The 17,391-nt window shown below is 60.3% G+C and carries 19 protein-coding genes and 1 pseudogene; 10 read left to right on the forward strand and 10 right to left on the reverse strand.

Annotated elements, in window-relative coordinates; all coding sequences use genetic code 11:
• Window positions 1-135 precede the first annotated feature (135 nt).
• The 7 genes from F8N82_RS11875 (at window position 136) to F8N82_RS11905 (ending at window position 6,734) form a co-directional block, all read left to right on the forward strand.
• Entirely contained in the window at window positions 136-1,005 is an 870-nt protein-coding gene (locus tag F8N82_RS11875) for a MurR/RpiR family transcriptional regulator (protein WP_038999396.1), read from the forward strand.
• Window positions 1,006-1,039: 34 nt separating this feature from the next.
• The gene (locus tag F8N82_RS11880) at window positions 1,040-1,798 is read left to right on the forward strand and encodes a transporter substrate-binding domain-containing protein (protein WP_038995472.1); all 759 of its coding nucleotides are present in this window, start codon (window positions 1,040-1,042) and stop codon (window positions 1,796-1,798) included.
• 136 nt (window positions 1,799-1,934) lie between these two features.
• Window positions 1,935-2,654 carry an ABC transporter permease gene (locus F8N82_RS11885; protein WP_038995474.1) on the forward strand — a complete coding sequence of 240 codons (720 nt, stop codon included), beginning with the start codon at window positions 1,935-1,937 and terminating at the stop codon, window positions 2,652-2,654.
• A complete protein-coding gene (locus F8N82_RS11890; RefSeq protein ID WP_038995475.1) occupies window positions 2,651-3,361 on the forward strand; it encodes an ABC transporter permease in 711 nt (236 codons plus the stop codon). The genes F8N82_RS11885 and F8N82_RS11890 overlap by 4 nt, the downstream gene beginning before the upstream one ends.
• A 25-nt stretch (window positions 3,362-3,386) precedes the next feature.
• Entirely contained in the window at window positions 3,387-4,628 is a 1,242-nt protein-coding gene (locus tag F8N82_RS11895; RefSeq protein WP_038995476.1) for an NAD(P)/FAD-dependent oxidoreductase, read from the forward strand.
• A gap of 18 nt (window positions 4,629-4,646) precedes the next feature.
• Window positions 4,647-5,435: an amino acid ABC transporter ATP-binding protein gene (locus F8N82_RS11900; RefSeq protein WP_038995477.1), complete on the forward strand. Its 789-nt coding sequence runs from the start codon at window positions 4,647-4,649 to the stop codon at window positions 5,433-5,435.
• A 153-nt stretch (window positions 5,436-5,588) separates the two neighbouring features.
• Entirely contained in the window at window positions 5,589-6,734 is a 1,146-nt protein-coding gene (locus F8N82_RS11905) for a DUF1624 domain-containing protein (protein WP_038995478.1), read from the forward strand.
• A gap of 42 nt (window positions 6,735-6,776) precedes the next feature.
• Here F8N82_RS11905 and F8N82_RS11910 read toward each other — a convergent pair whose 3' ends face one another.
• A complete protein-coding gene (locus F8N82_RS11910; RefSeq protein WP_038995480.1) occupies window positions 6,777-7,070 on the reverse strand; it encodes a hypothetical protein in 294 nt (97 codons plus the stop codon).
• A 161-nt stretch (window positions 7,071-7,231) separates the two neighbouring features.
• Complete coding sequence (gene hpaR / locus F8N82_RS11915; RefSeq protein ID WP_038995481.1) at window positions 7,232-7,654, reverse strand: homoprotocatechuate degradation operon regulator HpaR; 423 nt, start codon at window positions 7,652-7,654, stop codon at window positions 7,232-7,234.
• Between the two features lie 367 nt (window positions 7,655-8,021).
• Between hpaR and F8N82_RS11920 the strand changes: the two genes are divergently transcribed.
• Window positions 8,022-8,837 carry a gamma-glutamyl-gamma-aminobutyrate hydrolase family protein gene (locus F8N82_RS11920; protein ID WP_038995483.1) on the forward strand — a complete coding sequence of 272 codons (816 nt, stop codon included), beginning with the start codon at window positions 8,022-8,024 and terminating at the stop codon, window positions 8,835-8,837.
• A 47-nt stretch (window positions 8,838-8,884) separates the two neighbouring features.
• On the opposite strand, the gene F8N82_RS11925 is transcribed toward F8N82_RS11920, so the two are convergent.
• The 7 genes from F8N82_RS11925 to F8N82_RS11955 form a co-directional block, all read right to left on the reverse strand.
• A complete protein-coding gene (locus F8N82_RS11925; RefSeq protein WP_052251506.1) occupies window positions 8,885-9,808 on the reverse strand; it encodes an EamA family transporter in 924 nt (307 codons plus the stop codon).
• A gap of 336 nt (window positions 9,809-10,144) precedes the next feature.
• Window positions 10,145-10,843, reverse strand: a complete 699-nt coding sequence (locus F8N82_RS11930) for an MOSC domain-containing protein (protein ID WP_038995484.1) — start codon at window positions 10,841-10,843, stop codon at window positions 10,145-10,147.
• A 68-nt stretch (window positions 10,844-10,911) separates the two neighbouring features.
• Window positions 10,912-11,553, reverse strand: coding sequence for a DUF1353 domain-containing protein (locus tag F8N82_RS11935; protein WP_200889124.1), 642 nt, complete (start codon window positions 11,551-11,553; stop codon window positions 10,912-10,914).
• 19 nt (window positions 11,554-11,572) lie between these two features.
• The gene (locus F8N82_RS11940) at window positions 11,573-12,271 is read right to left on the reverse strand and encodes a M12 family metallopeptidase (protein ID WP_052251510.1); all 699 of its coding nucleotides are present in this window, start codon (window positions 12,269-12,271) and stop codon (window positions 11,573-11,575) included.
• Window positions 12,265-13,200 (reverse strand): hypothetical protein, encoded by a 936-nt coding sequence (locus tag F8N82_RS11945; protein WP_038995485.1) that lies wholly within the window; start codon window positions 13,198-13,200, stop codon window positions 12,265-12,267. The genes F8N82_RS11940 and F8N82_RS11945 overlap by 7 nt, the downstream gene beginning before the upstream one ends.
• A gap of 14 nt (window positions 13,201-13,214) precedes the next feature.
• Complete coding sequence (locus tag F8N82_RS11950) at window positions 13,215-14,318, reverse strand: S1 family peptidase (RefSeq protein ID WP_080764745.1); 1,104 nt, start codon at window positions 14,316-14,318, stop codon at window positions 13,215-13,217.
• Between the two features lie 13 nt (window positions 14,319-14,331).
• Window positions 14,332-14,688, reverse strand: a complete 357-nt coding sequence (locus F8N82_RS11955; RefSeq protein ID WP_038995487.1) for a hypothetical protein — start codon at window positions 14,686-14,688, stop codon at window positions 14,332-14,334.
• A gap of 296 nt (window positions 14,689-14,984) precedes the next feature.
• Here F8N82_RS11955 and F8N82_RS11960 point away from each other — a divergent pair, with 296 nt between their 5' ends.
• The gene (locus tag F8N82_RS11960; RefSeq protein WP_176470462.1) at window positions 14,985-15,371 is read left to right on the forward strand and encodes a hypothetical protein; all 387 of its coding nucleotides are present in this window, start codon (window positions 14,985-14,987) and stop codon (window positions 15,369-15,371) included.
• A 28-nt stretch (window positions 15,372-15,399) separates the two neighbouring features.
• On the opposite strand, the gene F8N82_RS11965 is transcribed toward F8N82_RS11960, so the two are convergent.
• Window positions 15,400-16,344: a DMT family transporter gene (locus F8N82_RS11965; protein ID WP_038995489.1), complete on the reverse strand. Its 945-nt coding sequence runs from the start codon at window positions 16,342-16,344 to the stop codon at window positions 15,400-15,402.
• Between the two features lie 150 nt (window positions 16,345-16,494).
• Between F8N82_RS11965 and gcvA the strand changes: the two are divergent.
• Window positions 16,495-17,363: pseudogene (gcvA, locus tag F8N82_RS11970) on the forward strand (transcriptional regulator GcvA).
• Window positions 17,364-17,391 lie beyond the last annotated feature (28 nt).

A 17,391-nucleotide genomic window follows, 5' to 3' on the forward strand; every position in this document is an offset into this window, starting at 1 on the left:
TGGATTTGGAATGGGCGACAGCGATGGGCAATGGCCTGACTTTCCTCCAGTGACAGCAAACTGTCAAATATTGACTTGATGACAGAAAACATTCATTTTCTGTTTCCACGTGCCACCGCCTTCGAGTATCGCCCCGTGAGCCAACCGATCAAACAGCGCCTGGAACACAGCCTGCACAACGCATCGGCGTCCGGGCGCAAGATCGCCAGCTACATGCTCGCCCACCTCACCGACCTGCCCTTCGAAACCTCCGCCAGCCTTGCGGCGAAAATCGGCGTCAGCGAGTCGAGTGTCGGGCGCTTCTGCCGCTCGTTGGGCTACGAGCACCTCAAGGCCCTCAAACATGACCTTAAAGACGACCTCGGCGAAGGCCCGTGGCTGGTCGGTGATCGTCTGCAAGAATTTCGCCAGCAGCACGGCAAGGACGCCGCAGGCCTGGCGCGCAGCCTTGAGCAGGAAGTCGGCGCGCTGGTGCGGGTTTACGAGTACAGCCGCACCCCGGCCTGGAGCACCGTCAGCCAGCGCCTGGCGCAGCGACGCAAGGTGTTCGTCGCAGGCTTCCAGACCGAACGCGGCATCGCCCAGTGCATGGCCCACCTGCTGCAATACCTGCGCGACGGCGTGCAGGTGGTCGATGGCAGTGCCGGGCATTTTGGCGAGGTGCTGCTCAGTGATCCGGCCGACTGCGCCCTGGTGGTGTTCGAGGCCCGCCGCTATTCCCGCCACGCCCTGAACCTGTGCCGCAAGGCGCATGCGGCGGGCATTCCGGTCACCCTGGTGACCGACACCTTTTGTGACTGGGCCGATGCCAACGCCAGTGAGGTATTTCGCATCCCCACCGAATTCAATCTGTTCTGGGAGTCCACCGCGACGATGCTGTCGTGGGTACACCTGATGGTCAACGAGGTCTGCAAGAAGCTAGGACCGGATGTTGAAAAACGCTTGGAAGCAACTGCAGCTCTACACAACGAATTCGTTGGCTACACGTCAACGAGCAAACAATAGCAAGAGTGCAATCAACAACAGATCGAGGTGCGTCATGAAACCCGTTATCCGCTTCGCAGGGGCTTGCGCCCTGCTGCTCGCCGGCTCGACCATGGCCCAGGCCGAAACTCTGAAGATCGCCACCGAGGGCGCTTACCCACCGTTCAACTACGTTGACTCCGACAACAAGCTGCACGGCTTCGACGTCGACATCACTCACGCCCTGTGCGAGCAGATGAAGGTCGAGTGCACCCTGGTGGCCCAGGACTGGGAAGGCATCATCCCGGCGCTGATGGCCAAGAAATACGATGCGGTGGTCGCTTCGATGATCAACACCGAAGAGCGCCGCAAGAAGATCGCCTTTACCAATCACTACTACAAGACCCCGTTGTCGGTGGCAGTGGCCAAGGACAGCGAAATCACCGACGCGCAGACCGACTTCAAAGGCTACACGGTCGGCGCGCAGTCCTCCTCGACCCAGGCCATCTACGCCGAAGACGTCTACGGCAAAGCCGGTGCCGACGTCAAACTCTACCCCACTCTCGATGAAGCCAACGCCGACCTCGCCGCGGGGCGCCTGGACGGGGTGATTGCCGACAAATTCCCGCTGACCGAATGGCTGGGCAAAGCCGGCAAGGACTGCTGCAAGATCCTTGGCGACGTCAACGGCACCAAGGCCGACGCCTCGATTGCCGTGCGCAAGGAAAACCAAGCCCTGCGCGAGCGCCTGAACAAGGCCCTGGATGAAATCGTCGCCAACGGCACCTACCAGAAGATCGCCAGTCGTTACTTCGACTTCGATATCTATCAGTGACTGATCGCGGGTCCAGTCGAAGCGTCGCACCGCCGCTCCCACAAATACCCTGTGGGAGCGGCGGTGCGGCGTCCCGACTTGCCCCGCGAAGAGGCCCTCCAAAGCACCATCACTCTTGAACCGAGAGGGTTCGCCCATGCTCGAACAACTGTCACTGTTATCCTTCGCCAGCGGCGGCTGGGGCCAGGCTCTGCTGGCCGGCGCCCTGGTGACCATTTCCCTGGCCCTGGCCTGCCTGCCGATCGGCCTTCCGCTGGGCCTGGGCGTGGCCCTCGCCGCCCGCTCCTCCAAGCGCTTCCCGCGCGCCGCCGCGACGGTGTTCTCCACCGTGTTCCGTGGCCTGCCGGAATTGCTCACGCTGCTGATCATCTACTACGGCTGCCAGATCGCCGCGCAAAAAATCCTCCTGGCCATGGGCTATGAAGGTGAAGTGCTGATCAACACCTTCCTGGCGGCGATGATTGCCTTCAGCCTGGTGTTCGCCGCATTCTCCAGCGAAATCTGGCTGGCCGCGTTCAAGACCGTCGCCAAGGGCCAGTACGAAGCGTCGGCCGCGCTGGGCCTGAGCAAGGCCACCACCTTTCGCAAGGTGGTCTTCCCGCAACTGGTGCGCATCGCCCTGCCGGGCCTCTCGAACAACTGGCTGTCGCTGCTCAAGGACACCTCGCTGGTCTCGACCATCTCCCTGGTCGACCTGATGCGCCAGACCAACCTCGCGGTCAGCGTGACCAAGGAGCCGATGTTCTTCTACGGCGTCGCGTGCCTGGGCTACCTGTTGTTCTCGGCGTTGTCGGGGCGGGTGTTCAACTTTATCGAGCAGTACTTCAGCCGCCATCTGCGGGGGGCACGGACATGAGCTTCGATCAACTGCTGGCGCTGGTGCTCGACCCCGATCTGCTGGAACGCTACGGCCCGCGCTTTATCGACGGCCTGCTGGTGACCGGCAAGCTGGTGGCACTGTCGTTTACCCTAGGCGCCCTGCTCGGCATGCTCCTGGCCCTGGCCAGGCTGTCGAACAACCTGGTGCTGCAACGCCTGAGCGCCGGCTACATCTACTTCTTCCGTGGCTCGCCGCTGCTGGCGCAGTTGTTCTTGCTGTACTACGGCCTGGGTTCACTCAAGGGCTTCTGGCAGGACGTCGGCCTCTGGTGGTTCTTCCGCGATGCCTGGTACTGCACGGTACTGGCCTTCACCCTCAACACCGCCGCCTACCAGGCGGAGATCTTCCGTGGCAGCCTGCTGGCAGTCGCGCCCGGCCAGTACGAGGCCGCCAAGGCCCTGAGCCTGAAGCGCTCGACCACCTTCTTCAAGGTGATCCTGCCGCAGTCGCTGATCGTCGCCATCGGCCCGCTGGGCAACGAGTTGATCCTGATGATCAAGGCCAGCGCCATTGCCTCGCTGGTGACCATCTACGACCTGATGGGGGTGACCAAGCTTGCGTTCTCGCGCAGCTTCGACTTCCAGATCTACCTGTGGGCCGCCGTGCTCTACCTGCTGATCGTCGAGATCGTGCGCCGCAGCCTGAAACACATAGAAGCCCGCCTGGGCCGCCATCTGCGCTGACCGCCTGTTTGTGAGGAGCGTTCCAATGCATTGTCAAACCATCGTTCTGGGCGCCGGCATCATCGGCGTCTGCACGGCCCTTCATCTGCAGGCACGCGGGCGCAAGGTGATCCTCATCGACCGCGAAGAGCCGGGCAGCGGCACCAGCCATGGCAACGCCGGGCTGATCGAGCGCTCAAGCGTCATCCCCTATGCCTTCCCCCATGAGCTGTCGAGCCTGCTGCGCTATGGCCTGAACCGCCAGCCGGACGTGCGCTACAGCTTTACCCACCTGCCGAAGATCGGCCCGTGGCTGTTCAAGTACTGGCAGAACTCCTCGCCCGCCGGCCTTGCCGTAGCGACCCAGGCCATGCTGCCGCTGGTGCAGCGCTGCGTTGAAGAACACGATGCACTGATCGACGCGGCGGGCCTTGGCGAGCTGGTCAAGGCCAACGGCTGGATCGAGGTGTACCGCAATCAAGACGCCTACAGCAAAGCCGTGGCCGATGCCCACGCGCTGCAGGCCTATGGCTTGCAATACGAAATCCTCGACCGCCAGCAGTTGCACGCACGTGAAGTGGACCTGAGTGACAACGTGGTTGGCGGTATCCACTGGCTCGACCCCAAGACCGTCAGCAACCCCGGCGGCCTGACCCGTGGCTATGCGGCGCTGTTCGTGCAGCGTGGCGGCCAGTTTATTCAGGGAGACGCCCGCACCTTGCGCCAGATCGGCAACGACTGGCAGGTCGACAGCCGCCAGGGGCCGATTAGCGCGCCGGAAGTGGTCATCGCCCTCGGTCCGCAGTCGGCCGAGCTGTTCAAGCCGCTGGGTTATCGCATTCCGCTGGAGATCAAGCGCGGCTATCACATGCACTACCGCGCCCGTGACGGCGCCCAACTCAAGCATCCGATCTGCGATGCCCAGGGCGGCTACGTGCTCGCGCCCATGGCCATGGGCATCCGCCTGACCACCGGCATCGAGTTCGCCGCCAGCAGCGATGCCGCCAACCAGATCCAGCTGCAACGCTGCGAAGCCCTGGCGCGCAAGGTCTTCCCGCTGGGCGAGCGGATCGAAGCCGAACCCTGGCTGGGCCGCCGCCCATGCCTGCCGGACATGCGCCCGGTGATTGGCCCGGCAGCTCGCCACAAGGGCCTGTGGTTCAACTTCGGCCATGCCCACCACGGCCTGACCCTGGGCCCGGTGACCGGCCGCCTGCTGGCGGAAATGATCACCGGCCAAACCCCTTTTACCGATCCTGCGCCCTACCGCGCGGACCGCTTCAACTGATCGCGGGAGAATAACAACATGACCGCTTCACTGAGCCTTGCGACCCCAACCCCTGCCCCCCAGGCCGACCCGCGCAAAGTCGTGGTAAAGATTGAAGGCCTGAACAAGCACTACGGTGCATTCCACGTGCTGCGCGACATCAACCTCAACGTGCGCGAGGGCGAGCGCATCGTCTTGTGCGGCCCTTCCGGTTCCGGTAAATCGACGCTGATCCGCTGCATCAACCGCCTGGAAATCGCCGAACAGGGCAGCATCCGCGTCAACGACACCGACCTCGCCCTGAGCACCCGCCAGGCTGGCGAGGTGCGCAGCGAAATCGGCATGGTGTTCCAGCATTTCAACCTGTTCCCGCACATGAGCGTGCTCGACAACTGCACCCTGGCACCGATGAGCGTGCGCGGCCTGTCGCGCAAGGAAGCCGAAGAGCGCGCGCGTTTTTACCTGAACAAGGTGGGCATCGAAAGCCAGGCCGGCAAATACCCCAGCCAGCTGTCCGGCGGCCAGCAGCAACGGGTGGCGATTGCCCGGGCGCTGTGCATGAAGCCGAAGATCATGCTGTTCGACGAGCCGACCTCGGCGCTGGACCCGGAGATGGTCGCTGAAGTGCTGGATGTACTGGTGAAACTGGCCGATACCGGCATGACCATGCTCTGCGTTACCCATGAAATGGGCTTTGCCCGTCAGGTGGCCGAGCGGGTGTTGTTTCTCGATGGCGGGCAGATCATTGAAGACGCCAGCCCCGAGGCGTTCTTCAACAACCCGCAGAGTGCACGGGCCAAGGGCTTTTTGGCGCAGATACTGCATTAACCTGGGATTACGAGCGCTGCGCGCTCGATCGCGGGTCAAGCCCGCTCCTACAGCGAACCTGTGGGAGCGGGCTTGTCCCGCGATGAGGCCAGCGCAATAATATTGGTTATGTTATAACGCACCACCTCATCATTCCACGGCGCGACCTCACCCATGCCACCCGCCACCCAACGCCTGCTCTCCATCGACGCCCTGCGCGGCCTGGTCATTGTCTTCATGCTCCTCGACCACGTGCGCGAAACCTTCTTGCTGCACCGCCAGGTCGGCGACCCGATGGACGTCGCCAACACCGACCCCTGGCTGTTCCTCAGCCGTACCCTCGCCCACCTGTGTGCCCCGGTCTTCGTCCTGCTCACCGGCCTGGCGGCTTATCTGTATGGCGAAAAGCACCAGGGCAAAGCCGCGGTTTCGACGTTCCTGTTCAAGCGCGGCCTGGTCCTGGTGCTGCTGGAGTTCACCCTGGTCAGCCTGGCCTGGACCCTGGAGCTGCCGCCGAAGGTGATCTACCTGCAGGTGATCTGGGCCATCGGCCTGAGCATGATCGCCCTGGCTGGCCTGGTGTGGCTGCCGCGACCGCTGTTAGTAGCTCTAGGCGCGTTGATCGTCGCCGGGCACAACCTGCTCGATCCGCTGCACTTCGCTGCGGAATCGACGCTGCACATCCCTTGGGCCATCCTGCATGACCGCGGCTGGATCGAAGTAGCCGACAACCTGCGCCTGCGCACCTCATACCCGCTGCTGCCGTGGATCGGCGTGATTGCCCTGGGCTACGCCATGGGCCCCTGGTTTGCCAAGAGTTCGGACGCGCTCACACGTCAACGCAAGCTGCTGATCAGCGCTACCGGTGCACTTGCCGGCTTCCTGCTGCTGCGCCTGTTCAACCGTTACGGCGAGGCGCCGTGGCAGTTCGGCGAAACTCCACTGCGTACCCTGATGAGCTTCTTCAACATCACCAAATACCCGCCGTCGCTGCTGTTCCTGGCCCTGACCCTGGGCGTCGGCCTGTTGCTTCTGCGCAAGTTCGAGCACCTGCAAAGCGGCCGCGCGATCCAGGTACTGAGTGTGTTCGGTGCTGCGCCGATGTTCTTCTACCTGCTGCACCTGTATGTACTCAAGGTGCTGTACCTGATCGGTGTCGCCTGTTTCGGCCTGAACCAGGGCAGCTACTTTGGTTTCGACGGGATCTGGGCCATCTGGTTGACGGCCATCGCCTTGAGCCTCGCGCTCTATCCGCCGGTGCGCTGGTTCGCCACGCTCAAGGCCCGGCGCCGGGATATCGGCTGGCTGAAGTACTTCTGAGCACAAGGTTGCCCCTGCAAACAGGGGCAACCCTGGCACAGCCTACTGCGGGTGCATTTTCGATTTGATCAGGCCGGCGATGAACGTCAGCACGGCGCCACCGGCACCACCGCCGACGATACTGCTGATCAGCGCCGGCAGGTCGAGCGAGCCGCCCGCAGCCACCGCCGCACCGGGCTCACCGGTAAACGCCGCAATTATCTGCCCGACAATCACCCCGCCAACTCCACCGAAAATCGAGTTCAGTAGCGGCCCCATGCTCTGTTTGCTCATACCGGCTGCGTTACCGCCCACTACACCGGCAACAATCTGAATAATCAGACTGACAATATCCATGATCCAACCCCTTTGTAGCGTTGAGAATTGACGACTCGCGTCCTGCTACTTCAGAAAGTCACGACCACGGGAACAGAGGCGCCTGGCTCCGGTCAACGACGGCACGCTGTTGCGGATGGGCACAGTATAGGTAGCAAGCGGCCAGCGCGCCAAAACGGCGCTCAGGGCTTGATGTTCTTCAGGCTGTTGAGCAGCCCCAACAGTTCTTGCAGTTTGTCTTCGCCGAACTGCTCAAGGATGCGCTGGTAGTTGTGTTCCATGTCTTCGCTCATGTCGACGAAGCACTGCTGGCCCTGTTCGGTCAGGCCGACGAACACCCGCCGCTGGTCCTGGGTGGACTTCTTGCGCCGCACCAGGCCGTCACGCTCCAGGCGCGCCAGCACGCCGGTCATGCTGGGTTTAAGGATGCAGGCCTGCTCGGCCAGTTGATGGCTTTCCAGTTCGCCTTGCTGGCGCAGGATGCGGATCACCCGCCATTGCTGTTCGGTCAGGCCATGGGCGTTGAGCGAGGGGCGGAAGAAGGCCATGGCGGCTTCGCGGGCTTGCAACAGGGTCAGGGTCAGGGACGGTCTTGGCGTGGGCATGGTTCAGGCTGGTAGTCATCGGTGACAGTCAGCTTAAGAGAAACCGCGCGATGCAGCAAAGCCGCGCGGGCGCTGCTTCGGCCATATGCCGGACACTTGTTAAATATAATGAACTGGCCGCAACAGGCGCCACACCGGTTACCGGGGGCTACAGGCCAATAATTGCATTCAGGCAATCTCAAGCTTCGCCCGTGCAATCTGAAGTCGTTTGACATATTAAACGGCTCTGGCAAGCTATATGACAGGTTTCGACCGGATACAGCCCCTTGCTTGGCGTACCGGCAGTGCTCGAAACCTCAGGCAGCGCAAAGGTTCCAGCTGCGCGCCTGCACAATAATGACAGGCTGCGCCTGTCCCAAGGTGACATATGCCCAACAGCAACATTGGCAATAAGAATCAAACCTCTCGCAAACCCGTCGTGCTGATGACCATGGGCTCCCAGGAGCGCAAAGGCCACGACTATCAGGTAATGACCCACAAATACATCGTACCGCTGGTTGAACACGCCGGTTGCGTACCTGTGCTGGTGCCGACCTGCTGCGGTACCGACGACCTCGAAGCCTACCTGGACATGGCCGACGGTGTTTACCTGACCGGCGCCGGCAGCAACATCGACCCGGCCCTGTACGGCCAGGAAAACGAAACCCCGGGCAAGGCCCAGGACCGCAACCGCGACCTGTTCGACCTGCCGCTGGTGCAACTGGCCATCGCCCGTGGCCTGCCGATCTTCGGCATTTGCCGTGGCATGCAGGAAATCAACGTGGCCCTGGGTGGCGACATCTACCAGAAGGTCTACGCCGAACCTGGCTTCAACGACCACCGGGAAAACCCGGATGATCCTGTCGATGTTCAGTACAGCGCTGTTCACAGCGTCAAACTGGCGCAAGGCAGCTGGCTGCACAAGCTGTTGCAGAGCGATGAAATCCGCGTCAACTCGCTGCACGGCCAGGGCCTGAAAAACCTCGGCGAAGGCATCGAACCCCTGGCCCGCGCCGAAGATGGCCTGGTCGAAGCCATCCACGCCCCGAGCCTGTCGCCGTTCCTCTTCGCGGTGCAATGGCACCCGGAATGGCAAGCGGCGAAAAACCCCGACTCGGTGAAGATGTTCCAGGCCTTCGGCGAAGCCTGCCGCAAGCAGGCTGCCAAGGGTCAGGTGGTAAAGAAGCTGGGTACGGCTGCCTGATTGTTGATTGAACTGGTTCCTTCGTGATTCCTTGGGACCAGTTCAAATCACTGCTGACACATTTTTTTCATCGCTGGCATGGCCACCAGCAGTGCCAATAGTATCCAGACAAACACTATAACTGTCGCGACGGTAACGTTGATCGGCTGCTTGTACACGACTACAGCCAGTACGAACTGAGTGGTTGGTAACAGAAACTGGAATGCGCTCATTGTCGTCAACGCTAAGTGTTTGGCCGAAAAAGCGATCAGCAGTAAAGGCAAGACCGACACGAACCCGGCAAGTAGCAGGATAATCGACGTCGACTGAGGCAACGTCCTAGGTAGTGCCATATCCCACGAAGTAAAAAACATCGCTCCGAGACAGATCAGTGATAACAGTAACGTTTCCAGCGTAGTGCCACAAAAGGCATCAATCATCGAAAACCTTTTCAGACACACATACCCGCCCCACGTAAGTGCTATCGCCAGATAGATGCCAGTATTCAGCCCCTCTGCGTACACCACCAAATAGACCAGTGCGATGCCAATCAGGAGAAAGGCAACGGAGTGCAGCCTGCTTAATCGCTCGCTCAGCATCAACACGCTGGCCGCTACCGTGATGCAGGGAGCGATCAAGTACCCCAGACCAGACTCCAGAACGTAGCCCTGGATGGAGGCGTAAATAAATACTCCCCAGTTCGTCGCCAGGAGTAATCCAGCTACCCCGTGAACGACCACACTCTTGGGCGTTAAATTCCGGTAGAGCGTAATCAGCTTGCCCAGTACCACCAGCACCAGCATCAACACAGCCAGCGAAAGGAACACCCGGTACGCAACGAGCACCAAGGGTGAAATTTCCCGCAGCGCCTTCCAGTACAGTGCCGACCCTCCCAACCAGATATTGGCGCCCACCCCAGCGATGATCGCAAGTAAGTTGCTGTTGCCTATTAGCTGCTTAGACTTTGTCGTTACGGACTCTAAAGGCGACATGGAAGGACCAGGCGGGGCCAGAGGCAGGAGGCGCTGAGCCTATTCGATATTCAGATTTGTCGAAATGCGACTTCTCTGACATTCACGAAGGATTGATCCTGGTTATCCCAGCTAGGGAAAGACCTGTAAAGCATGTCTCCGGTTTACGGACCACCTGCCGCAAACACAGCAGTGCCCAGGCCGAGCACGACTGCACCCAGCAGCGATTGCATGACTTTCTTCATGGGGTATTCCAGATCCTGTGGAATCGAGAGGTGCCGACTGGCGGCACACTCTAAAGACCGCAGCCGCGGAAAAGATTCCAAGGATGTAACCACGCAGCTGTGAGTTGCTACGTCATCCCTGTACAGGCCCCTGCAAACGCGGTGCCCAGTCCTCGACTTCGGCCTTTTCCAGACGCCGCGAAAGCGTCCGGCGCCAGGAGGCAGCTAACGGCAGTTCCAGGCACTGGCGAATGACCTCAAGGTCGACCTGCTTGTCGAACAGTACCGAAGACAAGCGTGCCACCGACCATTGTGGATGCGGCCGCTCGATCAGCTCGATATTCATCCCGGCGGCCAGCACGCCCTCCTCCAACACCCGGTAGTACCAGCCGGTGCGGCCGCTTTGCTGCACCCGCAGCGACATGTCCTTCACGCCAAAGCGGTCATTGAGCTTCCAGCACGGCATGCGACCCTGGGAGATTTCCAGCAGGGCGCTGCCAGCGCGAAAACGGTCGCCCAGGCAGACGGTCTGTTCGGTCCAGCCACTCGTGCTGAGGTTTTCGCCGAAAGCGCCCGGTGCTTGCAGCAGCGGATGCTCGCCCAACTCCGCAGCCCAGGCGGCATAGTGCTCACGCGGATAGTGGTGGATGGCCTTTTCGATCCCGCCATGCACGCGCAAATCACCCTGCTCGTCGCCGGCCAGGCCCAGCGCGGTCACTGCTACCTCACCGTCGCGCGGTAGCTTGGCGATAGCGCTGGCTGAATCCGGTCGGGTGAAGGGCACGGCACGGCCGGTCAATACGTTGTCTAGGGTCAGTTGCTGCTTCTGCATGGGTTCACTCTTATACAGATGTCAAGACTGTCTCTATTACAGCCTGGTTACTCAATTGGCAACAAGCGTCAACGGTAGACACCTGGCTGCACCTTCCACTGTGCCCAGCGGATCGTCGGATCCATGGGAAAACGCTTGAGAATGCGTTTTTCACCTCGGCGCTTGAGTTCAGCGTTGTCAGCCCAGGCTTTCCAGCCACCGGCATGAACGCCGGTATAGATCGTAGTAACCGTAGCGAAGTCAATCCTGAAATCCTTCATGCACAGTTTGAGGATCTCATCGCAAGCGTCCCGTTCAAGGGATTGGTCCCAATACAGATAGTCATGAATAACCGCTGCATACGCATAAAGACCGTCCGGTCGCAGGAGTGAATAAAACTCCCTGGGAATACTGGCAAAATCAGTCACAAAACCGACAGGCACTTCGACCGCCTCATGCTTGCCGATTTCGCCCCGCCCAGGCCTCCAGCCGATGGGCTCCCTCAGGTAGTACACTGGGTCGGCGAATCGCCCAATGAACAACGGCCCCACCGGTACCTGCTCACCAGTGGGCGAGCGTTTACCAGCTTCGTTCATCCACTGACGCATCCACTCATCAGCCACTCCCTGATCCGCATAGTCCACCGCTGTGTCGGCTTTCCTCGCTGTGCAGGCAAGCATCGGCATGATCAGGGCGCCGCCAAGACACGCCAGTGTTGTACGTCGGGTCATCATTTCATTTCCCTCTGCGTTATGGGCTTGGGTGCACAGCTGAAACCACAGGTGCCCCATAGACTGTCCGCACGGATGCTATGTCCAGCTGGCTGAGTTTTCCGTCTCCAATCCAAACCGGATTGCAATAGTTCATGATCGACGATGGGTCATAGCGAGTGACCAGGTAGTCGCCACGGATCCCCTGCGAATCGGCCTTGCACTCTTCAGGAGCATCCGGTCGGTTCTGCTCATGGGTAAAGCCAATGGCATGGCCGAACTCATGTACCGCGATGGCCGCCACACAAAATTCCAGTTGCCAGTGACAGGAAGGTCTCCAGCGTTCGGGGCGAAAGTTGAGCACCATGCCGTCCTGCATCTGATCCAGGTATCTGCCTACTCGCTTGGTATGGGGGTGATCCTCAGCAACTCTGATATGTATGCCCGGACTGGCAGCCTGGCAGGCTTGCCAGCCCTCGAAATGCAACGCACTGTTACGCTGCCAGGTGTCTTCAACGGCACGTTTGACCACTTCCCGCAACTGCCTGTCCGTACTTTGGGAGCTCTCCCAGCACACCGCGATGGTTGTGCCGGGCCACTTGCTCAATCGCACTATGGTGCCGAAGTCCTGCTCTATGATCTTTCCTGCGGGTAAAGCCGGCTGAGCGAGCGCTGCGCCTGTCTGGTTCAGCAGAACAACACTCAGACCTATCGCAACCCCGGCCATGCGACTCAACATGGCGAGAGCTCTTCGTCGCTCTCGGCAATAAATTGCTCGGCGCGTTTCTGCACGTCGATGAACTGCTGGATAATCTGCAGAATCTCGGGGTTGACGTTAGGTTGGCGCGCCAGCACCCCGGAGGTTCGATCCAGGACCCGGATGTAGCGCAAGATCGAAACCGGATGCTCCGATAGCCGTTGCGAGAGCATTTCGCTGCGCGCAATGTTCCCCGGGTCGGGGTCTACGGGCTCTGGCAACCACATGTTGGCCATCGATAGAACAATCGCCGAATCCCCAAGGCTGGCCAGGGCATCGACCGCGAAATCATCGGCTTCGTACTCCATAGCCCGATACAGTGCCTTGATGCGCAGATAGTCGCACTGGTGTTGCGGGGTCGCGACATCAGGTGGTAAAGGCACGCGATAGTGGTTGTGATATTGGTGTCCGAGTTCATGCAGATAAGCAAACTCAAGCGTCGCATCAAGCTCTTGTTCGGCCCGGGCCTCTTGAAGCGCACCAAGCGGCAAGCGTGCCCGCATCGCGCTGCAATCGGCGCCTGTCTGTTCAAGGTACTTCTCAGGAACCGTGCGCGACCCAGTCCTATCCATGTGCTTGCGGTAGCGAGCGATGCAGTTGAGCTCCCCACTTTGGGTAGCCAGGGTTGCCATGCGAGCCAGGTTTATAGTCCTGGCAACAAAAGCGTCAGGAATCTCAACTTTGCGCCCTTGAGCGTTATAGATCGAGTTTGGCTCACTGCTGGAATTGACTGAAATCACCCACTCGACCTGGCTTGCGATGTCTTTGAGCGCTGCAGTCCCTTGGCTCTGAATCTTGTCGTGCAAACGGGCCAGCCTATCCGTGCTGTGTTCGACGCGAATCGCTTGCTTCGACCAGTCCTGCGCAACAGCCTGCGTCGCGGCGATCACGCTCAACAGAATCAGCAGCACTCGTGGTCCCCTGTTCATTTCGCCACCGGCGACTGGAGCCGGGCAACTGACCCCATTGCCGTCGGGATCTGATCCAACACTACCCGTCCGACCACCCGTCGTGCTTTACCTGGCTCTTGTGCACCTACAGGCTTGAGATCCAGCGTGGCATAAGTTCCCGATTCGCTGGCAGTGCACCAGACTTCAGCCCCCTCAACCGACACACCTTCAAACTTGCAACGAGTAATTCTATAGTTGTCGCTGGCGCTGAACTTGCGTGGTGTCGGTAACGGCGAACCATCCTTCCAGTTCAGCGCAACCGGCAGGGCCAGCGTCAATGGCGTGGGCTTGTCGATGGGCGCCAGTGGATCGCTGCCAAGGCCGAACGATCCGTCAGCGTTCATGGCGACCGCGCGCAAGCACCTGACATCCTCCTGCTCTTCCAGCACGCGTTTACCGACCTGGCTCTGCTGGAAGCGGATGGAAGGTACGAACTGCGCAATACCTTGCACGTTACTGGTTTGCTCACCTACCTGGAAGCCAGTTACAGCGCCTTTGACAATCCCGACCAGATAGCCGCCACTGGTAAAGCCTGGCCCTCCACTGTTGCCGACATTCAAATTGGCGTCGGTTTGCCATAACGCAAGCGTCGGATCGGCATTGATCGAAAGGATGCCGACTGATATGCGCAGCACGTCATCGATAGGGAATCCCAGAAAAAACAGGTCAGCCCCCGGGCGGACTGCGTTGGAATCCGTGACCAGAAAGTACGGACAACCGGCTTCTACAGGCAGACCGTCGACCTTTAGCAGGGCAACATCCACATCCGTGTCGGTAATTTCCAGGTGAGCCGAGTAGGGATTGGTATTACGCGACTCCAAACGTACATTGATCTGCACAGAGTCATAGTTACCGATCGAACTAAACAAGTGGGCATTGGTGACAACGTAAGGTTGCGCCACGCGGAACCCTGAGGCGGCCTGAACCAACTCACTGGTACCGTTCGCCAACTTTCCAATTACTTCGACATGCACTATTTTTTGATGATGAGCATCCCATATCAACGTGGCTTCACTGCCGGCAACACACCACGCGGGAAGAAATAAGAACAGCATACCCAATACCATCAGGCAGCGCATATTTAACACCCCGTTATTGAGGGCCTGGCGACCAGAACATACTCAACTTTCCGCTGGGTGCCTTGATCGCCAGCCACAGCATCTTGCCATTGGCGTGAGTGGCCTGGTAGACCTCGGCCGAACCTGAGGGCGTATCTTCATTACCTTTGAACTCGACGCTGGCCAACGGGCCCAACTGGGATAAAGCCTGCGTCATGCGATCTATCTGGCCCTCACAGCTTGCCTTTACCATGGTACTCAATACCTCCGAACATTCACCTTGCATCGCCGCTTCTATGGCTTCGCGAACTTGGCCTTCAAGGTGCTCAGCCCGGGCCAACGAAGTCATCGCAAGCAGCATCGCACAGGTCACTCCGACAGCAAGTTTCATTGTCGAACCCTCCAAGTATAAAAGCGTAAATACCGATCAATATAAACTGATTTCTGGCACCTTTACTGAATGCTTTGGATCCATGACAGACGGATATGAAGTTAAGTAAAGCAGCTTTATTTTCTGCGTCATTATTTTTTCCTTATTGTTTTTCGAATAAACGCCAACCTCTATATAGCGGCAGGTTGCCAACCCCGTGCGGCCTGTGCTTCCAAATTGAAACAGGATTAGCCCAGCCCTGGGTTTGATCACGCTCACGTAGGCAGAACGCCCTTTGCCTCGCTATGCTGCAAGGCATGAACGCCACCCTGCCCACCCGCACCCCCTGCCCGCCCGGCGCCTGCGATTGCGGCCGCGAGACGCTGCAGGACCCGCGCATCCTGCTGCTGACCCGCCAGGAAGAAAAGCGCCTGCTCGAACGCCTGGAAAACCTGCAGAGCCTGGCGGACCTGGAGCACATGCAACGACGCTTGTATGAGCAGTTGGGCATTCGCGTGCAGATCACCCCGAGCTTCAATGAAGTGCGGACCATACGTGGCATCAATATTCAAATCGAGGACCTGCCGGGCTTGTGTCGCAAGACCCGGCAGAATATTCCGGCGGCGATCCGGCGGGCGCTGGAGAAGCAACCGGAGATTGCCTACCGGCTGCTCGATGCCCATGACCTGTTGCGCGATGCCTGACACAGCAGCGCGGCAAGCTGACTGCGACCTAAATATCCCGGCCGATAAAACGGTCCGGATCCTCCGCCGCCACCCGCCGCCACTTCAGCAAGCGCCCGTCGATCGCCGCCAACCCCAGGGCAATCAGCCCCATACCGATAAAGTGCCTGGTCTCCAGACGCTCCCCCAGCACCAGCACGCCAAGCACGATGGCACTGAGCGGAATCAGGAAGGTCACCAGCATCAGGTTGGTCGCCCCGGCCGTGGCCAAGATACGAAAGAACACCACATAGGCCAGCGCGGTGGAAAGCAACACCAAACCGGCCACCGCCGCCCAGGTTGTCAGGCTTCGCGCGGCCAGCTTCCAGGGTAGGTCGATCAGCAACGCCAGCGGCACCAACAAGACGGCCGACGCACTGATCTGTCCGGCGGCAGTGATCAGCGGCGCCACCCCCATGACCTTGAAGCGCCGCCCGTAAACCCCGGCCACGGCGTATGACAAGGCCGCCGCCAACACTGCCAGTTGTGCCCACAGGTTGCCGTCCAGGCCGGACCAAGCCGCCGAGCCAATCATGATCGCCACTCCGACAAAGCCCAGCGCAACACCGGCCAGCTTGTTGACGCTGATGTTTTCGTCCTCGGTCAGCAGGTGCGCAACGATCACCGCAAACAGCGGCGTGGTGGCATTGAGGATCGAGGCCAGGCCGCTGCCGATGCGGGCCTGGCCCCAGACGATCAGGCAGAATGGCAACAGGTTGTTGAGCAGCCCCATGGCCAAAAACGCCCGCCAGATCCGCCACTCTCGCGGCATGTACAGCCCCAGCAGCCGTACCAGCGCAAGCAGTACCAGCGCCGCCAGCCCCACGCGCAGCATCACCAGGGTGAAAGGCGGCAGTTCCTTCACGGCAATACCATTGAAGAAGAACGAACCACCCCACAGTAGCGACAGGGCAATCAACAGGCCCCACTCCCTCAGGCTCATGACTTTGTTCATCGTGGCTAACTCCTCAAACGGGCGATCGAGATTGAGCTCTGCTAAGGTCAATTGGCAGCCTCTGGAGCCCTTCAATGCCAGTATTCATGGGCACCAGCACCACGACAAACGAGCATTTTTCGCCAGATGATTGAGGTGAACTAAAGCATCATGACCCTCCCCTCACTCAGCGCCTTGCGCGCCTTCGAAGCCGCCGCCCGGCATGTCAGTATCACCCTTGCCGCCCGCGAGTTGTGCGTCACCCCCGGTGCGGTCAGCCTGCAGATCAAGGAACTGGAAGCGGCCCTGGGCGTGCAGTTGTTCGTCCGCCGCCCGCGCAGCCTCAGCCTCACCCCGGAGGGCGAGGACTACTTCGCGACCCTGCGCAGCGCCTTTCGCATGATTCGTGAGGCCACCAGTGCCCTCACTGCTCGCGCCAGACAACAGGTACTGACGCTCAGTTGCACACCCGGGTTTGCCGTTCAGTGGCTGCTGCCACGGCTAGGCGGTTTCGAGGCGCAGCAGAGCGGTGTCGATGTACGCATCAGCGCCTGCAAGCGCCTGGTGGATTTCGCCCGCGACGGCATCGACCTGGCGGTGCGTCATGGCTATGGCCGCTATGACGGGCTGGTCGCCGAACGCTTGCTGGATGATGATCTGGTGCCGGTGTGCAGCCCGCACTTGCGCAACATCCACGCCCTGCACAACCCGGCGACCTTGCCAGCGTGCACCTGCTGCACGATGAGCACCGCCACGACTGGCGGATGTGGCTGGATGCAGCCGGGGCGCCACAGGTGGAGGCCAGTGGCGGTACCTTGTTCGTAGACAGCAACGGCGCGATTGAAGCGGCCAAGGCGGGGCTGGGCGTGGCGCTGGTGCGCCGCGGCTTTGTGCAGCGGGAGCTGGATGAAGGCATGCTGGTGACGCCCTTTGCACAGGGCATCGCCAGTGAGCTGGCGTATTACCTGGTGTACCCGGCGACGGCACTGGAACGGCCGCAGGTGGCCGGGTTTCGTCAGTGGTTGCTGGCTTGTCGCTAGCAGGGATTGCTTTGCAGCCCATCGCCGG

This window comes from Pseudomonas fluorescens, from assembly GCF_902497775.2.
Lineage (GTDB): Bacteria > Pseudomonadota > Gammaproteobacteria > Pseudomonadales > Pseudomonadaceae > Aquipseudomonas > Aquipseudomonas putida_F.